Raw genomic sequence first — 25,347 nt, forward strand, 5'->3', positions numbered from 1 at the left:
CTCTCCGCCAGGGAGCCGTACCGGGACGATTTCACGGAAGCTCCGGCTGCGCCACGTGAAGCTCGTTTACGGCGCGGACAGATCCACGGCTCTCCCCGGAGACACAGTCATCTTCACGGCGTGGATCAGCAACGGCTCCAAAAGTCATCTTCGTAACATTTGTCTTATTCCGCGATCGTTCACCAACGAGGCCATGGAACCGCTGACTTACGCATCCAGCCCGGCCCGCGAGGACCTGGCAATTCCGTCGTTGGCACCGGGCGAAGGGGTTATGCGGAGTTTCTCCTACCGGGTCACCGCGGTGGACCATTCCCATGGGGGCAGCCTGGTCAGCGCCATGCAGGTCCGGGCCTCGTGCTTGGGCCGGCTGGTCACGGACGAACACGATGCGATCGTTTCCCTGACCGGCACCCGGACTCCTTGGCCGGTGCGGTCCACCCGTCCGGGCCTGGGGCATTGGAGTTCCACGCCGGTCACGTCCGTCAAGCCCCGGCGCCGGCCGCGTCGGCTGGCCAACGCCGGGATGCTGAAGCGCTAGTCGTTGTCCGGTTCACCCACAGGCTTCTCGGCGGGCCAATCGACGTCCTGCTCATAGCCCTCATGCTTCTGCAGATAGGAAGCGATGTAAGGGCAATGGGGAATGATGCGCTTGCCGGAGGCCACCACGTCGTCCAGGGCGAAGTGGGCCAGGACCTTCGCCAGCCCTTGGCCCTTGAACTGCGGCTTGGTCTCGGTGTGGGTGAAATCGATGTGACCCGGCCTGTCGATGAACTGGGAGATGACGGCCAGCTCCCCATCGACGTGGAGTTCGTAGCGGTGGAATTTGTCGTTGCGGACTGTGGTAACGCCAGCGCGGAACGAGTCGGCCAAGGAGTCGGTGTCGGTCATGATTCGAGATTGGCACGTAAACCTCGCGCTGGCAACGTGGGCTCCCCCAGCAGCTTCCGGGGCGGCAGCACCGGCGTCGGAACCCTCCCCAAGAGCAGGACGGCGAGCGCGAAGCACGCCGCTCCCCCACCCAGCAGCGCCAGCGTCAGGCCATTAAGGGCGGCATCCAACACCGGCAGGAAAACCACGACGCCGGCAGTCACCACCGCGGTCCGGGAGGGACCACGGGCGTGGCTGGCCGCCGTCGGACGGTTTTCCAGCCGGCCGAAGACAAGGATGACGGGTACCAGCAAAGCGACCACGGCGAAGAAGACCGGAATCCGGCCCCACCACCATTCCGCCAACTCCGGCGACGGTTTGGGAAAGTCAGTGAGCAGGAGCAGCGCCGACATGCCCACCAAGAGCGGCAAATGCCACAGGTAGACCGTCATGGCCCGGCGTCCCGCAACGGCGATCAGCGTCTGTATCCAGCTGACTGAGCCCAGCCAACGGATGCCGTTGTGGAGCAGTTGCAAGGTAGCCGCTTGGGAGATACCGAGAAGCAGCAGGCAAAAGTTGGGCGGGTTGATGTTCTCCACCATGTTGCCGGGATAGATGGCCACGCCGGTCACCACGCCGAGCACCAGGTTGCTTGAGGCTAGGGCCCCGATCAGCCACGGGCGGCTGCGGTCCTGGAAGAAGCCGTCGGCCATGAGGAAACCCAATTGCTGGACCGCACACCAGACGAAGACCATGTTGACGAAAGCCAGCACCGGGATGGCTCCGCGCAGCGAATCCACCGTAATGATGAGGGCCGCCAGGATGCCGAAGGTCAGCCGGGGTGCGCGTTGGTGGAAACGGGCCATCAGGGGAATGCTCACCTGGGCTGTGAGGTAAGCGGCCAGGAACCACAGCGGCATCGCTGCACCCGTTGCCATCAATTGGATCACCTGCGGATGGACGCCCAGCAAAAGGGCTGTCCACAATCCCGCCCACATGACTGCAAGCAAGGCCATGGCGGGGCGCACCAGCCGCAGGAGGCGCACTTGGGCGAACTGGAAACCCGTTCCGCCCCGGGCCTGCAGGCGGCGCCAGGATTGCAGTCCCGTCATCCCGCCCATCACGAAGAACAGCGGAACGATCATGAGCACCCACACCACGGGCGTGAACCAGCCTTGGTCCATCAAGGTGTTGGCTGTGGTCACCGTTCCGTCCCTGTGGAGGACCGGGCTGACCATCATGCAGTGGGCGGCCACCACCAGGAGCAGGCAGGTGAAGCGGACAAGGTCGATCGCTGGGTCCCGCCGCACGGCCATGGCCTGTCCGGCGGGAGTTTCCAGATGCCGTGGATCCTCCATGGCCCTCCCAACCTCGTGCTGCCTCCATTCTCCGCCCGGCACGCACAGGGGGCCAGCGATCAACCCGCCGTGCGCCGGACCAGTCGTTCCCTTTCCACCGGATCCACGGCGGCTGCGCAGGCCGCGGCAGCCAGCCCGAAGGACGCGTCGAGGACAGCCAGGTCTGCGCTGGCGGAGGCCCCGAAGGCCGCGAATCCGGCAGTGTGGTGGGCGGCGCCGCGCACCTCGTAGCCGACCATGGGGTGGATGCTCGGCACGGCCCGGGAAACGTTGCCCATGTCCGTGGAGGCCACGGGGGCTGTGTCGACGGAGACCCTCCTTCCCCGGCCTTCCATGGCTGAGCGGTAGGCGGCGGAAAGGAACGCGTCCTGGTTGAGTTCCGCGTAGTCATTGCCGTGCTGGGTAATCTGGAGCGTGCAGCCGCTTGCCAAAGCACCGGCTTCCAGGCATCGCCTGGTCTTGTCCTGGATGATCCTGAGTTGGTCGATGCTGGGAGCCCGCATTTCGATGCTGGCGCGGGCACGGTCCGGGATCACATTCACTGCGCTCCCCCCTTCGGTAACAATCAGCGACACGATGGAACCCGGGGGCAGTTGCTGCCTGGCGTACGCGACAGCCGTTTGGGCGATCATCAATCCATCGAGGGCGTTGACTCCATCCCACGGCGAGGCGGCGGCGTGGGCGGGCAAACCTTCGAACAGCACGTCCCACATGCCCATCGCCAGCGAGGTCCCGCCCACGACGTCGCTTGCCGCAGCGTGCGCCATCATGGCCAGCGATACGTCATCGAAGAAGCCTTCCTCAAGGAGGTCCACCTTTCCGCCGGTGGTTTCTTCGGCGGGAGTTCCCAGGACTTTGACCGTCATGCCTGCCCGGTCCGCGACGGCCGCCAAGGCCAATGCTGCGCCCACGGCACTGGCGGCGTTCACGTTGTGTCCGCAGGCGTGCCCGATCGCGGGAAGGGCGTCGTACTCGACGCATAGTGCCACCACCACGTCCCCGGTTCCGTAGCGGGCGCTGAAGGCCGTCGGCAGTCCCGGCTGAACGGCGTCGAAGGTGAATCCGGCCTTCCGCAGCAGCTTCCGCACGCGCTTCGCCGCACGGACCTCCTGCCCGCCCAGTTCCGGATCGGCGTGGATGGCGTGGCTGAGGTCAAGGAGGTCCGCCTTCCAGCGTTCCACCGCTTCGCCCAGTTCCGCTCGCACGTCTCTTTGGGTTGCTTGCACGACGGCGGTACCCGGCTTGCTGCTGCCAACTACGGTACTCATGCGCTCACCTCCTCGACGGCACGCCTGGGGTACCGCGCACTAGCCACTGCTGCGACCAGGGCAGCGGCAGCAAGCGCTCCCCAGATGCAGAACAGCCCCGTTTGGGAGATATGCCCGGACTCCACAAAGGCCGACGAGATCAGCTTCACTACCGCCGCCCCCACGGCGATTCCCACGGACAACCCCAGCTCGTTGAGCCCGGCCGCCGTCGAGGTTTCCTCCAGTGGAACGCCTTCCACGGAAAGGGCCCGCGTGCCCGCCTGGTACATTCCCAGGCTCACGTTGAACAGTGCGAAGCCCACGCAGTACCCGGCGAAGGAGGTGTGCGCGAAGGCCATGACCAGGAAACCACAGGCCAACAGGAGGCCGGCCGCCACGAGAGTGGCGCGCTCCCCGAACTTTCGCATGGCCTTGGCCGTCAACAGTGAGGACACGAGGGACAGCACCGAGGCCAGTGCCAGGACAATGGCGATCATGAGCGGGCTCAACGCAAAGCCGTAGCCCGATTTTTCGGGAGATGAATGCAGGAAGATTCCGTTGGTGCCGAAATAGCTGATGGAAGCGAATCCGAAGAAGAAGGTGGCGAGCGAAATGGTCCGGATGCGCGGGTTGGCCAGCATCCTCAGGTCCATGAACCGCCGGCCCGATCCGGCCCTGAAGTCGCGCCGGGCCCAGTAACCCAGAAGCAGCAGGCCCGCAAGTCCGGCGCCAACAGTGCGGATATCCAGCCAGCCCCATTCCGGTGCCATCGAGAGCGCCACAACAAAGCCGATCAGGCCCAGCGAGCAAGCCAGCAACGGCGCAAGGGCGATTCCCTCACGAGTCGGGACCCCGGCGTCGGGCAGGACGAACGAACTGACCAGTGCGAGCAACGCGAACGGGACGGCGACCCAGAACCCAAGGGTCGGATCGGCGACTCCGACGATTCCCGCGAGCAGCCCACCCGCTCCCACCATGATCATCAGCATGCCGATCATGACGCTGACCCCCGTGCGGGTGTGGCTTGGACTGCTGACCCGGAGAATGCCCATCATGAGCGGGATGAAACCCACCACGCAGGTCAGCATCACAACGCCAAGGGTCACGGTCCAGAGCGACGGCCACAGCGCCATCATCAGCACCCCGGCCGTCACGATCGCGGTAGACCAACGCAATACCAGCCTGTATCCGTAGCTGTCGCCGAGCCGGGAAATGATCGGCGTGAGGACTGCGAAACTTACGTTGGAGATCAGGAAGATGCCGTTGATGGTGGGATCGTCGATCTCGAATACCGGTCCCAGCGCGGGAAGGATCGGATTGAGGTATCCCTGGGTGACGCCGCTGAGAGATTCGATCAGCGCCATGGCCAGGATCATCCCGGCGATGGTCCTGTGCGCTGTTGTCTCTGTAGCCGGAGGAGCTGTGTTGCTTGCCATGTAGGTCCTAGTGTCGTGAGGTGGTGATGCGAGTCACAACACTAGGTTCAGCGACTACACTTGCCATGAAATTGTTTGGATTGCTTGTTTTCTGGAGTATCAATGCACGAATCAGCCATGATTGGCGAGTTGGATCTCGAAATCGTGAATGCCCTCCAGATCAACCCCAGGGCCGAATGGAGCAGGATCGCGGACGCTTTGGGACTCTCCGCGCCAACCGTGGCACGCCGATGGAGTGCCCTCTCGGAACAGGGCCAGGCATGGATCACCCCTGCGCCCGGTCCCCGTTATTTGAACGCAGGCTGGTCCGCGTTCATTCACCTTTCCTCTGCACCCGGCGACAGCCAGGCCCTCATCGAACGTGTCTGCGCTGAGCCGGCGTTCGGCACTGTCTCCCTGGTCACGGGTTCGCACGACCTCTTTGTGGACTGCTTCGCCTCAAGCCACGAGGAACTCATGGACATCGTCACGGGGTCCTTCCCCGAACTGCCCGGGGTGACGCATCGCGAAGTTGTTTTCGTCACCAAGCTGTACAGGCAGGCCTCGGAGTGGCGAAGCGGAACCTTGGAACCGGCACGAGCCAGGCTGGTCTCCGCAGTGCCGCCGGCCGAGCAGCCGGGGTATTCGCCGGACCACCTGGACGCCGCGTTGCTCGTGGAACTGGCCAAGGACGGACGTGCGAGCTGGGCGGAACTGGGCGCGTCCTGCGGCGTTTCGCCACAAACGGCGCGGCGCCGGGTGGAGCGTTTCCTGGCAACCGGCTACATCACGCTGCGCTGTGACGCATCAACGGCAGCGCAACAGGGACTGCGCGAGGTCACCCTGGTGCTCAACGTTCCAGCGCAGTACGTCGACGACGTCGGCCGCTACTTCGCCGGGCTGGGCAACTGCCGACTCAGCGCACAGGTCCTTGGCGCGCAGAACCTGGTGGTCACCCTCTGGGTGCGGGACTACCTGGAAGCCCAGGCCTACGAACGCGAACTGGCTCAACGCGCACCCGGAAGCCTGGTCATCTCGCGCCAGGCAGTAGTGCGGACCTACAAGCGGCTCGGGCACCTGCTGGACGCGTCGGGCCGAAGCACCAGCGTGGTACCGCTGCCACTGTGGACGGCACACTGATTCACAGGAAGGGCGCGGCTTAAAGCGGCGAATAAAACGATAGCCTGATGCCATGTGGGCAACAGCCCACTGCACGGTTAAAGAACAATGGACCCGACTGCAATCGGGTCCCTGTTCAGAGCAGTGCGCTCATTGATGCGGTAAAGAGGGCCATAGAACCTCAAAACGCCACGTCTTGAGTCTATGGCCCTCGCGCCGTCGAAGCAACGTTCAGTGCCCGGCGGCGCGCCGCGTCCTGTTCCATTTGGAGGAGGTACCGGCATGACTTCCCAGCGGAAACGCAAGGAGCCATGGGGCGCCTGGAACCTGGTAGTCAGCATCATACGACTCGTCGTTGATGTTGCCCGCTGGTTCTGGCAAAACATCCCGTAGGGAAACGGAGGTCGCCAGTCAGTGTGCTGGCGGCCTCCGCCTACTGGAGAAACCTCGGTGGGTCGCTCTGGACGGTTTGGCGAATCACCGGCAGGATCAATGCCATGACTACCTCCATTTTCGTGAACCTGCCTGTCAGCGACCTTGATGCGTCCAAGGCGTTCTACACCGCCCTTGGGTACACCATCAACCCGAACTTCACCGACGAGACCGCGGCCTGCGTGGTCCTCAGCGACACGATCTACGCCATGTTGCTCACGCACGCGAAGTTCAGCGAGTTCACCAAACAGCCCATCGCCGATACGAAGAATTCGACGGCGGCCATCGTCGCCCTTTCGGCGGACAGCCGCGAAGCCGTGGACGAACTGGCCAACAAGGCACTCGAAGCGGGCGGCTCGGAAACCTACGACGCCCAGGACCTCGGCTTCATGTACAGCCGCGCGTTCCGCGACCTCGACGGCCACCACTGGGAAGTCCTGTGGATGGACGAAGCTGCAGCGCAGGCCGGTCCCCCGGAGCACTAAGAAGCAACGCTTTAGAGGAGGGCCAGGATTCCCAGTACGACGGCGATCAGCGGCGTGATGCCCTGCGCGGTGGCGGCGCGGAGGTACTTCCGCCCGCTGGCCGCGAGGACCAGGGCCGCCAAAAGCATGGAACCACACGAACTGAAAACGAGGGTCCAGCCCACCTGAGGCGCACCGGCCCAGACAACGACGATGCCCACCAACGCACCGATGGCCAGGAACAGATTGTAGAAACCCTGGTTGTAGGCGAGCGACTTGGTGGTCTCGGCGTCCTCCTGCGAGATGAGGCTGAACCGCTTCCACGTGGCGGGCTTGGTCCAGGTGATGGACTCCATGGTGAAGATATACACGTGCAGCAGGGCCGCAATCAGGGCAAAAATCAGGGAGGCCAGAGTCATGTGATGATCCTAGCCTCCCTGATTTCTGCCAACCGGACTTAGGCGCTGAGTAGCTCCAGCGTGGCTTCCGCGAAGCCCGCTGCCGAAGAGTTCCATCGAGCCAGCAAGCCCTGCAGGTTCTCGCCGTCCGCGCGATGGGCTGTGGTTTCGGACTCCAGCGTGGCGAGGATGCCCGTGCGGAGTTCCGTGTTGAAGTTCACCTTGCCCACACGCAGGGAAGGAGCCTTGGCCAGCTCATCGGCGGGGATCCCGGAAGCACCGTGAAGCACCAGCGGGACGTCCGTCCGGGACGCTACGTCCTGCAACACATCCCAGCGGATGTTGGGCTCGCCCTTGTACTTCCCATGCACGTTCCCCACCGCGACGGCGAGCAGTTGCGCGCCGGTACGTGCAACGAAGTCCGCCACCTGCGAAGGGTCAGTCAACCCCGCGACTGACGTGCCGGCGTCGTGCGTTTCCACCGAGGCGCCGAACGCTTTGTCCTCGTCGCCCGCGAGGCCGCCGAGTTCCGCTTCAAGCACGACGTCGGTGTGACCGGAAGCGTCCAGCATGGCACGGACTTCGCGGACCAGAGCGATGTTGTCCTCGTAGGCCAGCGACGAACCGTCGGCAAGTACGGCGTCAGCACCGGCGGCCACGGAATCCCGGATCACGGCAAGGTCCGAGGCATGGTCCAACTGGACCGAGACGGGGACGCTGGCTGAATCCGCCAAGCCGCGCAGGGCCGCGATGAGCCGCAGACCGTTCTGGGTGGACGCGGTCTTCGGAGCCACCAGCAGGATGACGCCAAGCCGGGCCTCCTCCGCCGCAGAGACGACGGCCAGCGCAGTGGTGAAGTCGTAGCAGGTGAACGCCGGAACAGCGGAACCGGTGGACAGGGCAGAGCTGACCAGTTTGTCCAAGGAAGCACGCATCAGTGGGCCAGGCCTCCCACCAGGATCCATGCAACGTAGGTCAGGACGAAGCCGGCCAGGCCAAGGATGGTGGTGAGGACGGTCCAGGTCTTGAGGCCGTCGGAGACTGTGAGGCCGTAGTAACGGATCACGGTCCAGAAACCGGCGTCGGTCACGTGGGACAGGCCAAGGGCACCGAAGCCAATGGCGATCACGATCACGGCGATCTGGGCGGGCGAGTAGCCACCCTCCATGACGGCGGAGGTGAGCAGGCCCGTCGTCGTCACGATGGCGACGGTGGCCGAACCCTGGGCGGCACGCAGGGCGAGGGAAATGATGAAGCCGAGCACGATAACGGGCAGACCAAGGCTGTCCAGGGTGTGGGACAGCGCGGCACCGATACCTGAGGTGCGGAGGACTTCACCGAACACGCCACCGGCCGCGACCACCATGAGGATGGAGGCGATGGGAGGCAGGGCACCTTCGAAAATCTCGCCGGTTTCCTTCAGTGACCAGTGGCGGCGGACCGCCAACAGGAAGAAGGAGAGCGTGACAGCAACGAGCAGCGCGAAGAACGGGTTGCCGATGAACGAGGCGACGCCGTACCAGTAGTTGTCTTTGGCAATGGTCAGTGTGCCGACCGTGCCGAGGAGGATCTGGACGATCGGGGCGGCGATCAGGAACATGATGAGGCCGGGACGCGGCGGAGCGATGGCACGGGCGCCGGGGCCGTCGTGGCCTACGTGGACCAGGGAGTCGGAACCGAACTCGTCAACCTGCTGCTTGACGCCGGGAAGGAGCTCGTAGTCCTTGCGGTTCATGATGCTGGCAACCCAGTAGGACAGGAAACCGAGCGGGATGCAGATGATGAGCGAGATCAGAGTGATGAGTCCAATGTCGGCACCGAAAACGCCGGCGCCGGCCACGATGCCCGGGTGCGGCGGAACGGCCACATGGATGGACAGCATGATGCCGGCCATGGGCAGGCCGAACTTGATGGGGTGGACGTTGGCGATCTTCGCGAACGCATACACGATCGGGACCAGGACGATCACGCCGACTTCGAAGAACACGGGAATCGCTACGAGGAAGCCGACGGCGGTGAGGGCAATGGCGACGCGCTTGGCCCCGAGCTTCTCGGTGAAGTGCGTGGCCAGCGACTGGACGCCGCCCGAAACCTCGATCATGCGGCCGAGGATGGCGCCGAGGGCAATGAGCAAGGCGACCTTGCCCATGGTGCTGCCCACGCCGTTGGTCACCACGGTGAAGATGTCCTTGAGCGGGATCTGAGCGGCAACGCCAACCAGGATGCTCACGGCAAGGAGGGCCACGAAAGCCTGGATCTTGAAGCGGATGATCAGCACCAGCAGCAAGGCGATGCCTGCGGCGGCGATGGTCAGCAGCAGCGGAGTACCCAGCTCCACTGCGGGCTTGATGGCGGGCGCGTCGGCCGCACGGACCATCAACGAGTTGATGAGGGGATTCATTTGGGGAGTGTCTCCTTTGACATACCAGTCTAGAAGACCGGCGAAAGGTGGCGACGACGGCGAAGGGGGGACCGCCGTCGTCGCGGGTTTTACTGGGGGTGCTTAACGCTGGGGTGCTGGAAAGCGGGAGTGCCTAGGCAGTGCGCTTGGCGGGCGCGACGACCTTGATGACGGCGGAGTCGTCGGCGGCGGCGAGGCCCTGGGCCTGGCCGAGGAGGTAGAGCTGTTCCGCAGCTGCGGCCACAGGTGCGGCGAGGCCGGCGGCGCGGGTTGCCTTACCTACGATGCCCATGTCCTTCACGAAGATGTCCAGGCGGCTAAGGACCTCGGCACCGTCTTCGGTGTAGGCCTCCAGGATGCGGGGGCCGCGGTTGGAGAGCATGAACGAGCCTGCGGCGCCTGCTTCGAGGGCGGCCAGGGTCTTGGCCTGGTCCAGGCCGAGGGCGTCGGCGAGGGCCATGGCTTCGGCGGCGGCGGCGATGTGCACGCCGCACAGGAGTTGGTTGACGGTCTTGAGGGCCTGGCCGTCGCCGGGCTTGTCGCCAACGATGCTCAGGGTGGAGGCCAGGAGCTCCAGCGCGGGGCGCGCCTTTTCGAGTGCTTCGGGCTCTGCGCCGACCACGATCAGGAGGTCGCCTTCACCGGCACGCTTCGGGCCGCCGGACAGCGGGGCGTCAACCAGCGAAACACCGTACTCGGCCAGCTTGGCGACCGTGGCCGGGATGGCTTCGGTGCCAACAGTGCTGCCCAGGATCACGACCGCGCCCGGCTTCAGGACCGAAGCCACGCCGTTCTCACCGAAGAGGACATCGTTGAGCTGCTCGCCATTACGGACAGCAAGGAGCAGCGCGTCAGCGTCCTGCGAGGCTTCGCGGGCGGAAGCGAAGGTCTTGATGCCGGCTTCCGCTGCGAGGTCCAACCGGGGTTGCGCGATATCGAAGCCGTGCACGGTCAGCTCGGACGCGAGGCGGGTAGCCATGGGCAGGCCCATGGCGCCGAGGCCCAGGACGGTGATGGTGTAGTTGCTGCTGGTCATGGTGTTCTCCGTTGAATTTCTTGCTCTTAGAACGAGGTGCTGAGTTTGCGGGTGACCTGGGCAAGGGACTGGTCGTCGCCCACGTTGCCCGCGAAAACGATGTAAGGGATGCCCTTCGCCGGGCCGTCCACAGGCTCCCAGAGGGAGACGATGCCGGGGAGCATGGGGCCGCGGACAATTCCGTGGCGGATTTCCAGGCCGTGCGCGGCAACGTCCGAGGACGTGATGCCGCCCTTGGCGATGACGAACCGCGGCGGGAACGTCTTCAGGGTCCGGTTCACCACGGCCACGACGGCGGCCGAGACCGTGCGGGCGATCTTAAGGCTCGCTGCGGCGTCGTCGGTCTTGATGAGCAGGCGGCTGGTGTGGACGATCACGTCACCGTCGCGGAGGGCCTTGACGACGTCGGACACGACGGTGCCGATGAAGGCATCGGCTGCCGCTTCAGTTTCGGCGGCAAGGAGCTTCTCGACGTCGATCTCGATGATCCGGGCGCTGCTGTGCTCCTTGGTAAGGACGTTCAGCTGTCGGGTGGTCAGGCCCACGTGGGAGCCCACAACAATGAGCCCGCCGGCTGTGGAGGGGGTGTTGCCCGCGTAGGCCTCTTCGCCGGTGAGGGCTTCGCGGATGTCCTGGCCGATGCGGCCGCGGACGAACGGCGGGCCAACACGGTAGAGGAGCTTCTTGCCGCGGCGTTCTGCTTCTTCCAGGCCCAGGGCGAGGGCGCGGAAGTCGTTCTCGGTGACGATGTCGGCCACGATCGGGGTGGAATCGGTGGCGGACTCGATGGCGTCGGCGATGGCCTTGGCCGAAATGGACGGATCCTGCGCCGAGGCACCTGCACGGATGATGTTCAGGTCCAGGACGATGACGTTCCCTGCGGAGAATCGACCTTGCGACTTCTCCTCCACATACTTGGCCATCTCGGAGTTGCTGAAGCCGAAGGACGCGTCCTTGGCGAATTCGGTCTCGGCCACCGGGGTGAGGGCACCGGCGTCTTCTCCGGAGGCCCGCATGTAGTGCACACCGCCGATGGTGACGCGACCGGCGTCGGGGAATGCAGGCACAATCACCACACCGTCGGTGCTTTCACCGGTCTCGGCGGCCACGGTGGCGGCGATGACGTCCGGTTCCAACGGGTAGTGGCCGCGGAGGGTCGAGTCGCTGCGGCTCACGAAGCCGAGGCTCAGGTCGGCCGGAGCGGCTGCTGCGAGGGCGTTGCGGACGATTTCCTCGTTACGGGCGGCCGCTTCCGCCGGGTCCAGGCTGCGGGTGTTGGTCAACACATACACGGCAGGCTTGGTCTGCTGTTCGCGGATGTGGGTGAAGGCCCACGCGAAGTCCTCAACGTCCCAACGGGTCAGCACGGCAAGGTCGGCGACGGACTGCGTGCCGGTGGGGTCGTCATCCAGGACAACCAGGATTTTTGGCGCAACGGCCGAGGACGCTGCAACGGCGTCGGCCACGAGCTGCGCGGGGATCTGGACTTCCGCCGGGAAAGCGGCCAGAACATCGGCTTCAAGGATCACGGGACACTCCATCGTGGGAAATCTGTGTGGCAATTTCGTGAATGTAAGATGTCAGACATCTAACATTTGAATGCTAGTGTGACACACGGCTACTGACTGCGCAAGGTGCCTCGCGTCACTACGCTGGAACCATGGCTGCATCCTCGTTTGTGGACGTGCGGACGCCGGAGAATCCCGCCCCGGGCCACACGCCCGTGGTGCTGATCCACGGCTGGGCCTCCGGTTCGGTCTACTGGGAACCGCTGGCGTCGTTACTGCTCGACGCCGGGCGGCCCGTTTGGATCGTGGACCTCCCCGGGTATCACTCGGGCGCGGAGCTTCCAGGCGGAGTTACGTGGACGTTGGACCTGGCCGCTGCCTCCGTCGCGGCTGCCATCGAGGCTGGGGAAGCCGGGCGCGTGCACTTGGTGGGCCACTCAATGGGCGGGAGCGTCTCTTTGACACTGGCTGCGGCCAGGCCTGAACTCGTTGCCTCGGTGACATTGGTGGGCATGGTCCCGGCGCCCCAAAGCGAGGGTTTCCGGCAGCTTCTCGAGTCACAACTGGAACAGGGCTTTTTTGACGAAAGAACCCGGGCCAAGCTCATGGACGCCTGGTATGGGGACCTCGCTGCGAAGGACAGGGAGCTGCTCGGCAGAGGATTCGACATTCCCTTCCCGGTGCTGGCCGCGAGCGCGAAGGCGGCCATGACCGGCGTCGAACCTTCAGTACCCGGGCGGGTGCAGGCGCCGCTGCTGGTCATCGCCGGAACCTGTGACCGCGTGCGGTCCATGGCGCAGATGGAGGCCTTCGTCGCGGTGGGGCCCAAACGGCGACTGAAGCCGGTTCCGGGGGCGGGCCACAACGTTCACTGGGAGCAGCCGTGTGTGTGCGCAACGACTTTGAATGAATTTTGGAGAATAAGCTGGCCACCGCCAGCGTAATATGTCTGACAACCATTCCGCCGGGAAGGAAGATCCTTCGGGCGGACGGTCTGGAGTACAGAAATGGGGACTACATGGCGCGCAAGTCGCTGGTCGGCGTCGTAGCTGATGAGCTGCTGGACCGGATCGTTGCGGGCGAATTTCCGCCGGGGACCCTGGTCCCGGGCGAGCTTGAGCTCAGCGCCAAGCATGAGGTGAGCCGCATGACTGTGCGCGAGGCCATGAAGACCTTGGAAGCGCAGCGCATCCTCAGCGTCGAGCGTGGTCGCGGAACGTTCGTCAACCCGCTCAACCAGTGGGCTTCCTTGGAGGCCGTCCTCAGGGCAGCGTCTGAAGGAACCAAGGACGCGGAAGCAGCAGTCCAGCTCATCGAGCTCCGCCGCATGCTCGAAACCGGCGCGTGCGAACTTGCCGCCGAGCGCATCTCCGACCACGACCTGGCCATCCTCGAAGAACACGTGGAGAAGATGCAGGCCGCGCACGAAGTCAACGACGTCGCCGGCTTCGTGGAGGCCGACCTCGCGTTCCACGATGTCATCCTGCACGCCTCCGGGAATGTCTTTGTCGCCGTGTTGTTCGAACCATTGCACCGCGTCCTCGAAGCCCGCCGAACTGAGACGTCCGCTGTTCCGGAGATCCAGGAACATGCGATCGGCCACCACCGGAAAATCGCGGCGGCCCTTGGCTCCCGGAACCCGCATGACGCCCGCCTTGCCATGGACGCCCACATGCAGCAGACCCTGGACGACCTGAAGACGTACGTGCTGGAGGCGTAGCCCCCTCCCAACTGAGTCGCAGTTAAGCGCGTTTTGAAGGCTCATAACGCGCTTAACTGCGACTTAGTTGGGTCAGCGGCGCAGGCTTTCGGACGGCAGCTCGCCGAATGTCTGGAGATACAGCGCCGAGAACCGGCCCTGATGCGTGAAGCCGCACAGTTCAGCAATTGCCGTGACCGTCTGCTCCCGCGGATCGGATTCAAGGAGCATGTCGCGGGCACGGTCCAACCGGATCGACCGCAGCAACTCCGACGGCGAAGCCCCCGTTTCCGCGCGCAGGACAGTCTGCAGCGTACGAACGGAGACACCCAGGCACTCGGCGATGTCCGGCACCGTCAGTTCCTCGAATGCGTGCCTTTCCAGGAGCTCGCGGCACTCCCGGACGAGCCGGCTTTCAGACTCACCACCCCTTGCCGCCGGGTCAGCGGGCGGCTCCATTGCCATCAGCAACCGCGACATCATGCTGTCCGCCAGCAAACCCTGCACAAACACGGGCGCCGCGGCCTGCGGCTTACTGACCAGGTCATCGTGAAGTTCGACGACGGACCGCAGGAAGGCCCTGCCGGCTGCGGTGGTGAGGTCCATGCCGTAGCCGAGCCCGCCTTTGGGCTCGGAACCGCCATTGAGTGAGATCGCTACCCGCTCCAAAGCAGTCCTGCGCACATAGACAATCAGATGCGGGCTGCCGCTGTCCCAGGCCATGGAGAAGGGCCGGTCGATGGGCGGAACCGAGGCTACACGCGGACTCGAGTCCACGCTGATGTCCCCAACCTGCATGGATGCATGGCCTGCCAACGGGATCTGCACCAGATGGAAATCCTGGAGGCCCTCGGGCTCTATGCGCACATCCGCCCCGTAGTCCAGGAACTCGATCCCCACGTCCCCGCGATGCAGCGAACGCAGCTTCATGTCCACTACGGTCTTGCTGGTCCGCGGCGCGAGTTCATGGCTGCAGAACAGTTCGGCGATCTTTTCGTGCGCCTCGTCAACGTCCCTGGTGGCCGTCGTTGGGCGCCCGCGCAGGACGTCGCGGGGAAGGATCCTCACCATATGGCACCTACTTACGGGGTCTTTTCGCAGCTTTTCGCTTTCCGGATGATCCCCACGCCAAGTGGATATTCCGTTGTCCGGCCGCTGCCTAAAGTCGCTCTTAGGACAAGTATGACGTACGTCATATTTCCGCAACAGCATCGGAGGGAGGTGAGACCCGTGAAGAACATCAAACTGGTACATGATCGCCGCCAGGAGTGGGAACGACACTTCGAGGAGTGGGAACGCCAGCTCCACCTGCCGGACACGCGACTGACGGCGGCCCCGTGGGTGGGATGGGTTGAAGAGACCGACGAACAGTATCCAGGCGACTGATTCCACGAACTGCGCATTCCGGATGATCCCCGCGCTTCGTGGATATTCGCGGACCGCATCGGCTCCCTAGAGTCTCTTTCAGGGCGGATATGACCCACGTCATAGTCCCGCTTCAGCACAATCCACAAAGGAGAGGGTTTGGCCATGTCAGGACTCGAAGGCAGGACGGCGATCGTCACCGGCGGAGCAACCAAGGTGGGCCAAGGCGTGGTTACCTCGCTCCGGGACGCAGGAGCCACCGTGGTGGTTGCCGACATAGACCCCGACGACGGCACGCTCACCAAAGAGTTGGGCGACCGCATTCACTACTCCCACACAGACATCACCGACGACGCCGCCATCCAGGAACTCATCGAAGAGACCGTGGCGACGCACGGAAGCCTGGACATCCTGGTGAACCTCGCCTGCACGTACAAAGACGACGGTGCAGGCTCCGGTCGGGCAGACTGGCTCGAGGCCCTCAACGTCAATCTGGTCAGCGCGGTGATGGCAGGCAACGCTGCCAGGCCGCACCTCAAGAAGTCCGGCCACGGCGTGATCATCAACTTCACATCCATCTCCAGCTCCGTCGCCCAAACCGGCCGCTGGCTTTACCCGGCCAACAAAGCCGCACTGGTCCAGGTCACGCGCAGCATGGCCGTGGATTTCGCAGCCGACAATATCCGCGTCAACTCGGTCAGCCCGGGCTGGGTATGGAGCAACATCATGGATTCCCTCAGCAACGGAAACCTCGAAAAGACAGACTCCGTCGCGGCCCCGTTCCATGCCCTCAAGCGGGTGGGCCGGCCGCACGAGGTGGGTGACGTCGTCGCCTTCCTCGCGGGCGACCAAGCCAGCTTCGTAACCGGAGCCGATTGGGCGGTTGACGGCGGTTACTCCGCCCTGGGCCCCGAACGTGCCGAGGAAACCATCCCGCTCCTCGCTGCCAACTGAACACACACTCCATAGCTTCGAAGAACGTCCCACTACACAGAAGGACAAGAACCATGACGCAACGCCACATCACCATCGTCGGTGCCGGCCAGTCCGGTCTTCAACTCGGCATCGGCCTGCTGGACGCCGGGTTCCAGGTAACCACCATTTCCAACCGCACCCCGGACGAGATCCGGGACGGCAAAGTGGCCTCCAGCCAGTGCATCTTCCACAATGCCCTGGAACACGAGAAGGCCCTCGGGCTGGATTTCTGGCCGGACGCCCCCACAGTGGACGGCATCTCCTTCACCATCCCGCACCCCGAACTTCCGGGTGAAAAGGCCATCAACTGGGCCTCAAGACTGGACAACCACGCCAAATCCATCGACCAGCGCGTCAAGTTCCCCAAGTTCATGGAGGAGTTCGTCAATCGCGGCGGTGAACTGGTGTTTGAGGATGCCGGCGTTGAGGACCTGGAACGCTACGCAGTGAATTCCGAGCTGGTCATCGTCGCCGCGGGCAAGGGAGAGATCGCCCAGCTCTTCACCCGGGACGCAGAACGCAGTACTTACGATGCCCCGCAGCGCGCGCTTGCCCTTACTTACGTCACAGGACTGAAGCCCCGCGAGGAGTACTCCGCCGTTTCCTTCAACCTCATCCCCGGCGTGGGCGAATACTTCGTGTTCCCGGCCCTCACCACCACCGGACCGTGCGAAATCATGGTGTTCGAAGGCGTACCCGGCGGACCCATGGACTCCTGGAACGGGCTCTCGCCGGAGGAGCATTTGGCGAACTCCAAGAACATCCTGAAGACCTTCCTCCCGTGGGAAGCGGAACGCGCCACGGACGTGGAGCTGACTGACCCCAACGGCGTCCTGCAGGGCCGTTTTGCCCCCACCGTCCGCCACCCGATTGCCACGCTCCCCAGCGGCAGGCAGGTACTGGGCCTGGCCGACGTCGTGGTTTTGAACGATCCCATTACTGGCCAGGGGTCCAACAACGCGAGCAAGTGCGCGGCGTCCTACCTGGACAGCATCATCAAGCACGGCGCGGGCTCCTACGATGCCGCGTTCATGCAGGCCACGTTCGAGCGGTACTGGGATTATGCGCAGCACGTTGCCCAGTGGACCAATGCGTTGCTGGCTCCTCCCCCGCCGCACGTCCTGGAACTCCTGGGCGCAGCCAACCAAGCCCCGGAAATCGCCCACCGCTTCGCCAACGGCTTCAACCACCCGCCGGAGTTCCAGGAGTGGTTCATGTACCCGGATAAGGCCGCGGACTACCTCGCAAGCCTGCAAGCGGCCAAAGTTTAATAGCACACCCCTGCTAACAAGGACTCACCATGCGCACTATTGCAATCATCGGGGCCGGCGAATCCGGCGCCCAGCTGGCCTTGGGCCTGCAGCGGGAAGGCTATTCGGTCACGCTGTACTCGGACCGTTCGGCGGCCCAGATCCGCACGGGAAAGGTCATGTCCAGCCAGTGCATGTTCTCCACCGCACTCGACGCCGAGGCGCAGATGGGCACGGCGGTGCAGGGCTCCGGAGCGCCGGAGATCGGCTCCATCCGCTTCCGGGTGGAAGGCGGCGACTCCATCGAGTGGGAGGCCCCGCTGGATGGCCCGGCCCGCTCCATTGACCAGCGCATCAAGAGCGCGCACTGGATCGAACGGTTCGTGTCCAATGGAGGGGACTTCCGGATCGAGAAGGTCACGCCCCGCATGCTCGAGGAGCTGTCCCGGGATTATGAGCTGGTAGTCGTCAGCACGGGAAAGGGCGAGATCGGCCAGATCTTCCCGCGGGACAAGGCGAAGTCGCCTTTCGATCGTCCGCAGCGGGTTCTCGCGCTGAACTACGTCACCGCTGAGGGAACGGACGACGGCGGTGCTGCCGCCATCCGGATGTCCATGGCGCCGGGAGTGGGCGAGTTCTTCACCTTCCCGGGCCTCACAGTGTCCGGCCCCTGCCGCATGATGGTGTTCGAGGGCGTGGTGGGCGGCCCCATGGACTGCTGGACCGGCGTCGTCAGTCCTGAAGGACAGCTTGAGCGTTCCCTGCAGATCCTGCGCGACCATTTCCCGCATGAGGCCGCCGCGTTCGAGGACGCCAGGCTGACCGACGACGGTGCCACGCTTCTGGGCCGCATCACGCCTACGGTGCGTTCCGCCGTCGGGGAGTTGCCGAACGGCAGCCTGGTCTTCGGACTGGGCGACGCCGTCGTCCTCAACGACCCGCTGACGGGGCAGGGCTCCAATAACGCAACCCTGGCGGCCAAGTACTACCTCGATTCAATCCTTCGCCGCGGCCCGCAGGCGTTTGATCGCGAATGGATGGAGCGGACGTTTGACGAGTTCTGGCGGGGGTGGGGCCAATGGTCGGTGGCCTGGACCAACGATCTCCTCAAACCACGGCGGGACCACCAAGTGACCCTCCTGCGGGAGGCCGCGGAGCATCCGGCCCTGGCGGCCAGCATTGTGGCCGGCTTCGACGATCCGCGGACGTCGTACCCATGGTGGTTCGATCCGACGGCTGCCGCCGACTTCATGCAGGCGCGGAAGGAGGAAGACTCGGCCGTTTTCGATGTCCGTGACTTCCGCAGTGCACTGGGCCAGTTCGCCACCGGCGTCACCGTGGTCACCACTGTGTCCCCTGACGGCCGCAAAGTGGGCATGACAGCCAACTCGTTCACCTCCGTTTCCATGGAACCGCCGCTGGTCCTGTGGTGCCCCAGCAAGCGGGCTCCCAGCCTCACAGACTTCGAGGAAGCCTCGCACTTCGCCATCAACATCCTGGCCAGCGACCAGCACGTCCTCTCGCGGCAGTTCGCCACGCCCGCTACGGACAAGTTCGAGGGCGCCGACACAACCGAGGGCATCGCCGGGGTTCCGCTGTTGGATGGCGCCGTGGCCACATTCCAGTGCCGCACGGTGTCGCGCCACGATGCCGGCGACCATGTGATCTACGTTGGCGAAGTAGAGAGGTACAACAACGACGGCGGCGCTCCCCTCGTGTTCCACAGCGGCAAGTACCACGCCACCGCCAGCCACCCCGATTTCTGAGAGGCGTTGATCCATGAACGACGTTGCCATCATCGGCTCCGGCATCAATTCCCTGGTGGCCGCAGCGGAACTGGCACTGGACGGCAAGAAGGTTTGCCTGATCGAACAGGCCGACCGCCTGGGTGGCTTCATCCACTCGGGCGAACGGACCGTTCCCGGCTTCATCCACGATTCCTTTTCCTCGTGGCATCCGTTGTTCGTCTCCGGCGGGGCGTACGCCGCTTTGGGCGCTGAGCTGCACAAGCGCGGCTTGGAATACTGCAACACCGATGGCGCAGTGACGGCTTCCGTCGCCACGGATCCTGCCACCGGCGAGCACCGGGTGGTCGTCGCCCACCGGGATCCTGCTGAAACAGCGAAAGCGTTCAAGGAACCAGGGGACCAAGCAGCGTACTTGGCAATGTTGGATGACCTGGGCCGCCATGCGGGGACTGTCTTCGGGGCCTTCGGGGCCGAACTTCGCTCCCTCAAAGACGTGGTGAAGCTGGGCTTCGGAGCCCTGCGGACCGGGCGGCTCAAGGCGAACGAGGCGTTCATCCGGGACTCTGTGATGAGCGGCCGGAACTACGTGCGGAGCCGCTTCGACGGGTGGGAGACCGACCAACTGTGGTCCCCGTGGCTCCTGCACGCAGGGCTCGGCCCGGACCAGGCCACGGGAGGTGTCATGCTGCCCGTGATGGCGATGAGCATGCACGGCTTCGGGTTGCCCGTGGTGAAGGGTGGCGCCTCGCGGTTCGTTGCGGCGTTCGAATCGCTGCTGCGGGACTACGGTGTGCGGATCATGCTGGGTGCTGAGGCGCAGGAGATCCTCTCGGCGTCCGGCTCGGTGACAGGCGTGCGGACCTCGCAAGGAATCGTTCCCGCCTCGACTGTGCTGGCCAACGTGTCACCCCAGGCCCTCTACACGCGACTCCTGCCCAACGCCCCCGAAGACCTCGCCGCCGCTGCCCGCAAGTACCAGAACGGCCGCGGCGCCATGCAGATCCACCTTGCCTTGGACAAGCCAGTGTCATGGCTGGACCCGCGGTTGAATGAGGTTCCGCTGGTCCATGTGAGCACCGGCTCGGACAGTACTGGCATTGCGTGTGCACAGGCGGAAGCAGGGTTGCTGCCGTCCGAGCCCACGATCGTGGTCGGCCAGCAATACGTACTGGATCCGTCGAGGGCCCCCGCAGGCAAGGCAACCCTGTGGCTGCAGCTCCAGGAGGTTCCGTACTCGCCGATCGGTGATGCGGTTGGGGAGCTGTCCGTGGCAGGGGGCTGGACTCCGGAACTCAAGGCCGCCTACCTCCGCCGCGTCCTGGAACGCTTGGACGAGTTCGCCCCGGGTCTCAGTGCCACGGTCCTGGCCTCCGACGTCATCGCGCCGACCGACCTCGCAGCAGCCAATCCGAACGCGGTCAACGGGGATCCCTACGGCGGCTCGGCGGAGCTCTTTCAAAACCTGCTCTGGCGCCCGTTCCCACGGGCAGCGGGGCACCATACCCATGTCAAGGGACTCTGGCACATCGGGGCTTCGACGCATCCCGGCCCCGGCTTGTCCGGCGGTTCGGGGCATCTGGTTGCCCAACGCCTCACGTCCAAATCGTCCAAGAACACCACGCGATAGGAGAGAACAATGTCTGTTCTGGCCGGGCTTACTGCAGCCCTTTCCCAGGGTTCGGTGGAAATCATCGACCTCACCACCCCGCTCAGCTCCGAAACACCCATCTTGAACCTGCCGCAGCCGTTCGCGAACACGGTTGGCCTGTCGGTTTCTCCGGTGAGTAATTTCGACGACGCCGGCCCGGCTTGGGCGTGGAACGACGTCACGGTGGGCGAGCACGCCGGGACGCACCTGGATGCCCCGGTCCACTGGATCACGGGCAAGGACGGAAAGTCCGTGGATCAGATCGAACCGCACCGCCTGGTGGGGCCGCTGGTGGTGATTGATAAGACGTCCGAGGCTGCCGCTGATCCTGACTTCCTCCTGGAACCTGAGCATTTTGAGCAGTGGCAGGCCGAGCATGGGCTCTTTCCGGAGAACTGCTGGGTGATTTTCCGGACCGGTTGGGTGGCCCGGGGTTCCGACGCTGCGGCTTTCGTCAACGCGGACGACGCCGGTCCCCACACTCCGGGGGTCTCCGCGGCGGGTGCCAAGTGGCTTGCAGGCAACGCTTCGATCAGCGGTTTCGGTGTTGAAACTGTGGGCATCGACGCGGGCCAGGCAGGTTCCTTGGACCCGATGTTCCCGGTCCATTCGTTCCTGCTGGGCGCGGACAAGTACGGTGTGACGTCGTTGCGGAACGTCGACCGACTTCCGGTCACGGGTGCCACGCTCGTTGTTGCACCGTTGCCGATCGTGGGTGGCACCGGTAGCCCGAGCCGCGTGTACGCGCTGGTGGAAAAGGGCACAGCGGAAAAGGGCGCGGTGGAGCGCGCATGAGCGGCGAGCCGGGGTTGAAGGGGCAGGTCAGGGTTTCCACGCTCGTCGCCCGGACGCTGGCGAAGCTCGGCGTCGGGCATGTTTTCGGGGTGGTGGGCAGCGGCAACTTCGATGTGACCGGCACCCTCATGGCCGAGGGCGTCCCGTTCACGGCGGCCCGGCACGAGGGCGGTGCCGCGACCATGGCCGACGCCTATGGGCGAATGTCCAGGAAGGTTGGTGTGGTCACCACGCACCAGGGCTGCGGACTGACCAACGCCATCACGGGAGTTGGCGAAGCCGCGAAGAGCCGCACGCCCATGATCGTGCTCACCGCGGACACCCAAGCCGCAGCCACAAGGTCCAATTTCAAGATCGACCAGGACGCACTCGCCCGGAGCGTCGGCGCGGTGGCCGAACGAATCCACTCCCCGGCCACGGCTGTTGCCGATACGGTCAGGGCGTTCCGGACCGCGGTCAATGAGCGGCGCACGGTGGTCCTCAGCCTGCCGCTGGATGTCCAAAGTGCCACCGCCGCGGACGAGGTGGGTGCCGTCGTCGTGCCTCAACCGCTGAAGGTGCGCCCCGACGCTGCCGCTGTCCAGGAACTGGTGGAATTGATCGCCGCGGCCGAGAGGCCCGTGTTCGTGGCCGGCCGCGGCGGGCGGGGTGCCCGGGAGGAGATCCTGGCACTGGCACGCCATGCCGGTGCGCTGGTGGCGACGTCCGCCGTGGCGAGCGGGCTGTTCAACGGCGACTCGCACAACCTCGGGATTTCCGGCGGGTTCTCCTCGCCCTTGACGGCTGAGCTGATCAGCGGCGCGGACCTGATTGTCGGCTGGGGGTGCACGCTGAACATGTGGACCATGCGGCACGGGAGATTGATCTCGCCGGGCACCAAGGTGGTCCAGGTCGACGTCGAGGATGCCTCGCTGGGCGCCAACCGTCCCATCACGCTGGGTGTGCTGGGTGATTCGGCGCTGACCGCGGCCGATGCGCTGGCGGTCTTGCAGTCCGTCCAGGCGGAGCCGGTTGGGAAGTACCGCACCGAGGAGAACGCCCTGGCCATCAAGGAAGGCTCACGGTGGCGGGACGTGGAGACCCCGGACCTGTCCACTCCCACGAGGATTGACCCGAGGGTGCTGAGCCGGGAGTTGGATTCGTTGCTGCCTGCAGAGCGGATCGTGTCCGTGGATTCGGGCAACTTCATGGGCTATCCCAGCCAGTACCTTGCCGTGCCGGACGAGTTCGGGTTCTGCTTCACGCAGGCCTTCCAGGCGATCGGACTGGGCCTCTACACGGCAATCGGCGCGGCCGTGGCACAGCCGGACCGGCTGCCTGTGCTCGGCGCGGGTGATGGCGGGTTCCTCATGGGCATCAGCGAACTTGAAACCGCCGTGCGGATGAAGCTGCCGCTGGTGTGCATCGTCTACAACGACGCCGCGTACGGGGCCGAAGTGCATCACTTCGCACCCCAAGCGCCGGAAGAAAGCCTGGCCAGCGTGGTCTTCCCCGAGACCGACATCGCCGCTATCGCCCGTGGTTTCGGAGCAGACGGGGTGACCGTCCAAACTGAAAGTGACCTGGCCGCCGTCGAGCCCTGGCTGGCCGCCTACCGCGCCGGGACGCAAACCAAACCGCTCGTCATCGACGCCAAGATCGCGTCCGACGGCGGATCCTGGTGGCTGGCCGAGGCCTTCCAAGGCCACTAACCCCCCGGCCACCCAACTGAGTAGCAGTAGAGCGCGTTTTGACGGTTCAAAACGCGCTCTACTGCGACCTACTTGGGTACTAAGCGTCGACTTCCGTGTTCACGATGTACACGTCGCACGGAGCGCCGTGGGCAACGCTGTTCGCGATGCTGCCCAGGACGCGGCCCAGGCCCTTCATGCGCTTGTTGCCCACCACAATCAGGGTTGCCTTGTTCGCCTCGGCGTAGTTGATCAGCGCGCTGGCCGGGTTGCCACGGGCAGCGAAGTACTTGACCTTGCCTTCCGGAACATCGAGTTCCTCGGAGACCTTGCGGGCAACGTACTCGGCGGAGTCTGCCGAGGAAACGGTGATCCGGTCGCTGCCGCTGCCGAATTCCTCGATGCGGTCATCGGAGAACCCGCTGACCACATGCAGCTCGCCTCCGAGTGCGGTGGCCATCTTCGCTGCGGCAATGGCCGCCCGCTTGGCCGTTTCGCTGTTGTCAACGCCGACAACGATCACTTCTGACATGAGTGCTCCTCATAGATCGATTGGGTGGTGCTGCAAGAAAATCTACACGTCATCACCGGCAGGGACGAGCAATGACCAAGCCGGATAAAGATCTCTGGCCGCACGAAGATCCGTGGGCTAGTCTGCATGAACGGCCTGCCTGGCGGGTCCGATTTTCCGAAGGATTCGTATGACGATGATGAGGAGCACCATGTCCGGCCACACTTACAGCGTTTCCGAAATTGTAGGAACTTCCTCCGAGGGCGTTGACGACGCCATCAAGAACGGCATTGCCACCGCCTCCCAGACCCTGCGGAACCTGGATTGGTTCGAAGTGAAGGAAATCCGCGGCCATCTCGAGGACGGTGCCGTGGCTGACTGGCAGGTCACCATCAAGCTTGGCTTCCGTCTGGAACGCTAGGCCCCCGCTTCGAGCCGCTGGTTAATGCCGGTGTTCCTCGGGAACATCGGCATTAACTGTCACCTCGGAGGAACCCGCCTCGCCAAAGCTGCCCAGCAGCGTCAAAGCGTCCGACGACGGCGAACCGGCCTTCGCGGAATACACCCTCAGGTGCTGGTCGGCGTCGTCCGGGAGACCCAGGGTTTCAAAGTTCAGTTCGAGGTCGCCCACCAAAGGATGGTGCAACCGGACGGTGCCTGCCGAGCGCGTGGCAACCCGGTGACCTGCCCACCATTGGCGGAAATGTTCGCTGTGGACGGCGAGTTCACCCACGAGCTGGTTGGTCTGGGGATCGTTGGGGTGGCGTCCCACATCCATCCGCAACGAACCCACAGCCTCGGCAGCCACGGTTTTCCAATCACGGAACAACGTTCCTGCCCGCGTGTCGAGGATCAGCCAACGCGTCAGGTTGCGCTCGGCGGAAGGCAAGGAGGTGAAATCCGTAAACAGCAGGCTTGCCATGCGGTTGGCAGCCAGTACGTCCGTCCTGCGGCCCAGGACCATGGCCGGGACATCGCCCACGGCATCAAGCAATTGCCGGATCGCCGGACGTACCTTCTGCACCGGGCCCGGGCCAGCTGCAGAATTGGCACAGTGGGCCAACAGGTCCATCATGTGCGCCTGCTCCCCTGCATCCAGGCGGAGGGCACGGGCCACGGAATCAAGGACCGCCTTGGACGGATGGATGTTCCGGCCCTGTTCCAGCCGCGTGTAGTAGTCGGTGCTGACACCGGACAACCTGGCAACTTCCTCGCGGCGAAGGCCCGGAACCCTGCGGGAGCCGGTGGAACCCAAGGCGCCGGCGTCCTCCGGTGAGAGGCGCGCACGCATGACTTTGAGGAATTTTCCGAACTCGGCGCTTTGACCCATCCCTCCATTCTGCCCGCGCCCTCGCCCGCGAGGCCACCACTTTGGGTAGGACTGCCAGACCTAGGAAAAACAGGATCACGCAGCGGGGCTGACTCACGGATGAAATCTGCA

General features: G+C 64.6%; 25 protein-coding genes. 13 read left to right on the plus strand and 12 right to left on the minus strand.

Features of this window, described 5'->3' with window-relative positions:
* The first annotated feature begins 193 nt into the window (after window positions 1–193).
* Window positions 194–538, plus strand: coding sequence for a hypothetical protein (locus tag ACIQTZ_RS13640; protein WP_402981595.1), 345 nt, complete (start codon window positions 194–196; stop codon window positions 536–538).
* Here ACIQTZ_RS13640 and ACIQTZ_RS13645 read toward each other — a convergent pair.
* The 4 genes from ACIQTZ_RS13645 to ACIQTZ_RS13660 are packed head-to-tail and all read right to left on the minus strand — an operon-like array spanning window position 535 to window position 4,908.
* The gene (locus ACIQTZ_RS13645) at window positions 535–888 is read right to left on the minus strand and encodes a GNAT family N-acetyltransferase (protein ID WP_400269970.1); all 354 of its coding nucleotides are present in this window, start codon (window positions 886–888) and stop codon (window positions 535–537) included. The genes ACIQTZ_RS13640 and ACIQTZ_RS13645 overlap by 4 nt on opposite strands.
* Window positions 885–2,225: an acyltransferase gene (locus ACIQTZ_RS13650; protein ID WP_402981598.1), complete on the minus strand. Its 1,341-nt coding sequence runs from the start codon at window positions 2,223–2,225 to the stop codon at window positions 885–887. Before ACIQTZ_RS13650 ends, ACIQTZ_RS13645 begins: the two co-directional genes overlap by 4 nt.
* A gap of 59 nt (window positions 2,226–2,284) precedes the next feature.
* Complete coding sequence (locus ACIQTZ_RS13655) at window positions 2,285–3,493, minus strand: amidohydrolase (protein ID WP_402981601.1); 1,209 nt, start codon at window positions 3,491–3,493, stop codon at window positions 2,285–2,287.
* A complete protein-coding gene (locus tag ACIQTZ_RS13660) occupies window positions 3,490–4,908 on the minus strand; it encodes an MFS transporter (RefSeq protein WP_402981604.1) in 1,419 nt (472 codons plus the stop codon). The genes ACIQTZ_RS13655 and ACIQTZ_RS13660 overlap by 4 nt, the downstream gene beginning before the upstream one ends.
* 102 nt (window positions 4,909–5,010) lie before the next feature.
* Here ACIQTZ_RS13660 and ACIQTZ_RS13665 point away from each other — a divergent pair, with 102 nt between their 5' ends.
* Together ACIQTZ_RS13665 and ACIQTZ_RS13670 are read left to right on the plus strand one after the other, a co-directional pair.
* Window positions 5,011–6,027, plus strand: coding sequence for an Lrp/AsnC family transcriptional regulator (locus ACIQTZ_RS13665; RefSeq protein WP_402981607.1), 1,017 nt, complete (start codon window positions 5,011–5,013; stop codon window positions 6,025–6,027).
* A 476-nt stretch (window positions 6,028–6,503) separates the two neighbouring features.
* A complete protein-coding gene (locus tag ACIQTZ_RS13670) occupies window positions 6,504–6,923 on the plus strand; it encodes a VOC family protein (protein WP_402981610.1) in 420 nt (139 codons plus the stop codon).
* 11 nt (window positions 6,924–6,934) lie between these two features.
* On the opposite strand, the gene ACIQTZ_RS13675 is transcribed toward ACIQTZ_RS13670, so the two are convergent.
* The 5 genes from ACIQTZ_RS13675 to ACIQTZ_RS13695 all read right to left on the minus strand — a co-directional run bounded on the left by ACIQTZ_RS13675 (window position 6,935) and on the right by ACIQTZ_RS13695 (window position 12,266).
* A complete protein-coding gene (locus ACIQTZ_RS13675) occupies window positions 6,935–7,321 on the minus strand; it encodes a DUF1304 domain-containing protein (protein WP_402981613.1) in 387 nt (128 codons plus the stop codon).
* 38 nt (window positions 7,322–7,359) lie between these two features.
* Window positions 7,360–8,235, minus strand: a complete 876-nt coding sequence (locus ACIQTZ_RS13680) for a class II fructose-bisphosphate aldolase (RefSeq protein ID WP_402981616.1) — start codon at window positions 8,233–8,235, stop codon at window positions 7,360–7,362.
* Window positions 8,235–9,701 carry a GntP family transporter gene (locus tag ACIQTZ_RS13685; RefSeq protein WP_402981618.1) on the minus strand — a complete coding sequence of 489 codons (1,467 nt, stop codon included), beginning with the start codon at window positions 9,699–9,701 and terminating at the stop codon, window positions 8,235–8,237. The genes ACIQTZ_RS13680 and ACIQTZ_RS13685 overlap by 1 nt, the downstream gene beginning before the upstream one ends.
* Window positions 9,702–9,834: 133 nt before the next feature.
* The gene (locus ACIQTZ_RS13690) at window positions 9,835–10,737 is read right to left on the minus strand and encodes an NAD(P)-dependent oxidoreductase (RefSeq protein WP_402946849.1); all 903 of its coding nucleotides are present in this window, start codon (window positions 10,735–10,737) and stop codon (window positions 9,835–9,837) included.
* Between the two features lie 26 nt (window positions 10,738–10,763).
* Window positions 10,764–12,266, minus strand: a complete 1,503-nt coding sequence (locus tag ACIQTZ_RS13695) for a four-carbon acid sugar kinase family protein (RefSeq protein WP_402981620.1) — start codon at window positions 12,264–12,266, stop codon at window positions 10,764–10,766.
* A gap of 131 nt (window positions 12,267–12,397) precedes the next feature.
* On the opposite strand from ACIQTZ_RS13695, the gene ACIQTZ_RS13700 reads away from it, so the two are divergent.
* Together ACIQTZ_RS13700 and ACIQTZ_RS13705 are read left to right on the plus strand one after the other, a co-directional pair.
* On the plus strand, window positions 12,398–13,189 hold the full coding sequence (locus ACIQTZ_RS13700) for an alpha/beta fold hydrolase (protein WP_402981623.1): 792 nt from the start codon (window positions 12,398–12,400) through the stop codon (window positions 13,187–13,189).
* 74 nt (window positions 13,190–13,263) lie between these two features.
* The gene (locus ACIQTZ_RS13705) at window positions 13,264–13,965 is read left to right on the plus strand and encodes a FadR/GntR family transcriptional regulator (protein ID WP_402981626.1); all 702 of its coding nucleotides are present in this window, start codon (window positions 13,264–13,266) and stop codon (window positions 13,963–13,965) included.
* A 72-nt stretch (window positions 13,966–14,037) separates the two neighbouring features.
* Here the strand turns inward: ACIQTZ_RS13705 and ACIQTZ_RS13710 are convergent, their stop codons facing one another.
* Window positions 14,038–15,015, minus strand: coding sequence for an AraC family transcriptional regulator (locus tag ACIQTZ_RS13710; protein ID WP_402981629.1), 978 nt, complete (start codon window positions 15,013–15,015; stop codon window positions 14,038–14,040).
* Between the two features lie 159 nt (window positions 15,016–15,174).
* Between ACIQTZ_RS13710 and ACIQTZ_RS13715 the strand changes: the two genes are divergently transcribed.
* From ACIQTZ_RS13715 to ACIQTZ_RS13745, 7 genes are all read left to right on the plus strand, one after another.
* A complete protein-coding gene (locus tag ACIQTZ_RS13715; RefSeq protein WP_400335305.1) occupies window positions 15,175–15,330 on the plus strand; it encodes a hypothetical protein in 156 nt (51 codons plus the stop codon).
* 144 nt (window positions 15,331–15,474) lie between these two features.
* Window positions 15,475–16,263, plus strand: coding sequence for an SDR family oxidoreductase (locus tag ACIQTZ_RS13720; RefSeq protein WP_402981632.1), 789 nt, complete (start codon window positions 15,475–15,477; stop codon window positions 16,261–16,263).
* Window positions 16,264–16,316: 53 nt separating this feature from the next.
* Entirely contained in the window at window positions 16,317–17,555 is a 1,239-nt protein-coding gene (locus ACIQTZ_RS13725) for a styrene monooxygenase/indole monooxygenase family protein (RefSeq protein WP_402981635.1), read from the plus strand.
* 29 nt (window positions 17,556–17,584) lie between these two features.
* Complete coding sequence (locus tag ACIQTZ_RS13730) at window positions 17,585–19,300, plus strand: flavin reductase (protein ID WP_402981638.1); 1,716 nt, start codon at window positions 17,585–17,587, stop codon at window positions 19,298–19,300.
* 13 nt (window positions 19,301–19,313) lie between these two features.
* Complete coding sequence (locus ACIQTZ_RS13735; RefSeq protein WP_402981641.1) at window positions 19,314–20,909, plus strand: phytoene desaturase family protein; 1,596 nt, start codon at window positions 19,314–19,316, stop codon at window positions 20,907–20,909.
* Between the two features lie 9 nt (window positions 20,910–20,918).
* Window positions 20,919–21,725 carry a cyclase family protein gene (locus ACIQTZ_RS13740; RefSeq protein ID WP_402981644.1) on the plus strand — a complete coding sequence of 269 codons (807 nt, stop codon included), beginning with the start codon at window positions 20,919–20,921 and terminating at the stop codon, window positions 21,723–21,725.
* On the plus strand, window positions 21,722–23,416 hold the full coding sequence (locus ACIQTZ_RS13745) for a thiamine pyrophosphate-binding protein (protein WP_402981647.1): 1,695 nt from the start codon (window positions 21,722–21,724) through the stop codon (window positions 23,414–23,416). The genes ACIQTZ_RS13740 and ACIQTZ_RS13745 overlap by 4 nt, the downstream gene beginning before the upstream one ends.
* A 79-nt stretch (window positions 23,417–23,495) precedes the next feature.
* On the opposite strand, the gene ACIQTZ_RS13750 is transcribed toward ACIQTZ_RS13745, so the two are convergent.
* Window positions 23,496–23,927 (minus strand): universal stress protein, encoded by a 432-nt coding sequence (locus tag ACIQTZ_RS13750; protein WP_400335288.1) that lies wholly within the window; start codon window positions 23,925–23,927, stop codon window positions 23,496–23,498.
* 190 nt (window positions 23,928–24,117) lie between these two features.
* On the opposite strand from ACIQTZ_RS13750, the gene ACIQTZ_RS13755 reads away from it, so the two are divergent.
* Window positions 24,118–24,327 carry a dodecin gene (locus ACIQTZ_RS13755; RefSeq protein ID WP_400335286.1) on the plus strand — a complete coding sequence of 70 codons (210 nt, stop codon included), beginning with the start codon at window positions 24,118–24,120 and terminating at the stop codon, window positions 24,325–24,327.
* A 21-nt stretch (window positions 24,328–24,348) separates the two neighbouring features.
* On the opposite strand, the gene ACIQTZ_RS13760 is transcribed toward ACIQTZ_RS13755, so the two are convergent.
* A complete protein-coding gene (locus ACIQTZ_RS13760) occupies window positions 24,349–25,236 on the minus strand; it encodes a helix-turn-helix transcriptional regulator (RefSeq protein WP_400335284.1) in 888 nt (295 codons plus the stop codon).
* Window positions 25,237–25,347: the final 111 nt, after the last annotated feature.

It is taken from the genome of Paenarthrobacter sp. NPDC090520, from assembly GCF_044769205.1.
GTDB lineage: Bacteria > Actinomycetota > Actinomycetes > Actinomycetales > Micrococcaceae > Arthrobacter.

What these genes read in the sequence shown, in the direction of transcription:
- ACIQTZ_RS13675 (WP_402981613.1), bottom strand. Translation starts at nt 7,321, where the DNA reads ATGACTCTGGCCTCCCTGATTTTTGCCCTGATTGCGGCCCTGCTGCAC.
- ACIQTZ_RS13660 (WP_402981604.1), bottom strand. Translation starts at nt 4,908, where the DNA reads ATGGCAAGCAACACAGCTCCTCCGGCTACAGAGACAACAGCGCACAGG.
- ACIQTZ_RS13750 (WP_400335288.1), bottom strand. Translation starts at nt 23,927, where the DNA reads ATGTCAGAAGTGATCGTTGTCGGCGTTGACAACAGCGAAACGGCCAAG.
- ACIQTZ_RS13650 (WP_402981598.1), bottom strand. Translation starts at nt 2,225, where the DNA reads ATGGAGGATCCACGGCATCTGGAAACTCCCGCCGGACAGGCCATGGCC.
- ACIQTZ_RS13730 (WP_402981638.1), top strand. Translation starts at nt 17,585, where the DNA reads ATGCGCACTATTGCAATCATCGGGGCCGGCGAATCCGGCGCCCAGCTG.
- ACIQTZ_RS13700 (WP_402981623.1), top strand. Translation starts at nt 12,398, where the DNA reads ATGGCTGCATCCTCGTTTGTGGACGTGCGGACGCCGGAGAATCCCGCC.
- ACIQTZ_RS13745 (WP_402981647.1), top strand. Translation starts at nt 21,722, where the DNA reads ATGAGCGGCGAGCCGGGGTTGAAGGGGCAGGTCAGGGTTTCCACGCTC.
- ACIQTZ_RS13760 (WP_400335284.1), bottom strand. Translation starts at nt 25,236, where the DNA reads ATGGGTCAAAGCGCCGAGTTCGGAAAATTCCTCAAAGTCATGCGTGCG.
- ACIQTZ_RS13725 (WP_402981635.1), top strand. Translation starts at nt 16,317, where the DNA reads ATGACGCAACGCCACATCACCATCGTCGGTGCCGGCCAGTCCGGTCTT.
- ACIQTZ_RS13740 (WP_402981644.1), top strand. Translation starts at nt 20,919, where the DNA reads ATGTCTGTTCTGGCCGGGCTTACTGCAGCCCTTTCCCAGGGTTCGGTG.
- ACIQTZ_RS13645 (WP_400269970.1), bottom strand. Translation starts at nt 888, where the DNA reads ATGACCGACACCGACTCCTTGGCCGACTCGTTCCGCGCTGGCGTTACC.
- ACIQTZ_RS13690 (WP_402946849.1), bottom strand. Translation starts at nt 10,737, where the DNA reads ATGACCAGCAGCAACTACACCATCACCGTCCTGGGCCTCGGCGCCATG.
- ACIQTZ_RS13655 (WP_402981601.1), bottom strand. Translation starts at nt 3,493, where the DNA reads ATGAGTACCGTAGTTGGCAGCAGCAAGCCGGGTACCGCCGTCGTGCAA.
- ACIQTZ_RS13705 (WP_402981626.1), top strand. Translation starts at nt 13,264, where the DNA reads ATGGCGCGCAAGTCGCTGGTCGGCGTCGTAGCTGATGAGCTGCTGGAC.
- ACIQTZ_RS13670 (WP_402981610.1), top strand. Translation starts at nt 6,504, where the DNA reads ATGACTACCTCCATTTTCGTGAACCTGCCTGTCAGCGACCTTGATGCG.
- ACIQTZ_RS13720 (WP_402981632.1), top strand. Translation starts at nt 15,475, where the DNA reads ATGTCAGGACTCGAAGGCAGGACGGCGATCGTCACCGGCGGAGCAACC.
- ACIQTZ_RS13640 (WP_402981595.1), top strand. Translation starts at nt 194, where the DNA reads ATGGAACCGCTGACTTACGCATCCAGCCCGGCCCGCGAGGACCTGGCA.
- ACIQTZ_RS13685 (WP_402981618.1), bottom strand. Translation starts at nt 9,701, where the DNA reads ATGAATCCCCTCATCAACTCGTTGATGGTCCGTGCGGCCGACGCGCCC.
- ACIQTZ_RS13755 (WP_400335286.1), top strand. Translation starts at nt 24,118, where the DNA reads ATGTCCGGCCACACTTACAGCGTTTCCGAAATTGTAGGAACTTCCTCC.
- ACIQTZ_RS13710 (WP_402981629.1), bottom strand. Translation starts at nt 15,015, where the DNA reads ATGGTGAGGATCCTTCCCCGCGACGTCCTGCGCGGGCGCCCAACGACG.
- ACIQTZ_RS13735 (WP_402981641.1), top strand. Translation starts at nt 19,314, where the DNA reads ATGAACGACGTTGCCATCATCGGCTCCGGCATCAATTCCCTGGTGGCC.
- ACIQTZ_RS13665 (WP_402981607.1), top strand. Translation starts at nt 5,011, where the DNA reads ATGCACGAATCAGCCATGATTGGCGAGTTGGATCTCGAAATCGTGAAT.
- ACIQTZ_RS13680 (WP_402981616.1), bottom strand. Translation starts at nt 8,235, where the DNA reads ATGCGTGCTTCCTTGGACAAACTGGTCAGCTCTGCCCTGTCCACCGGT.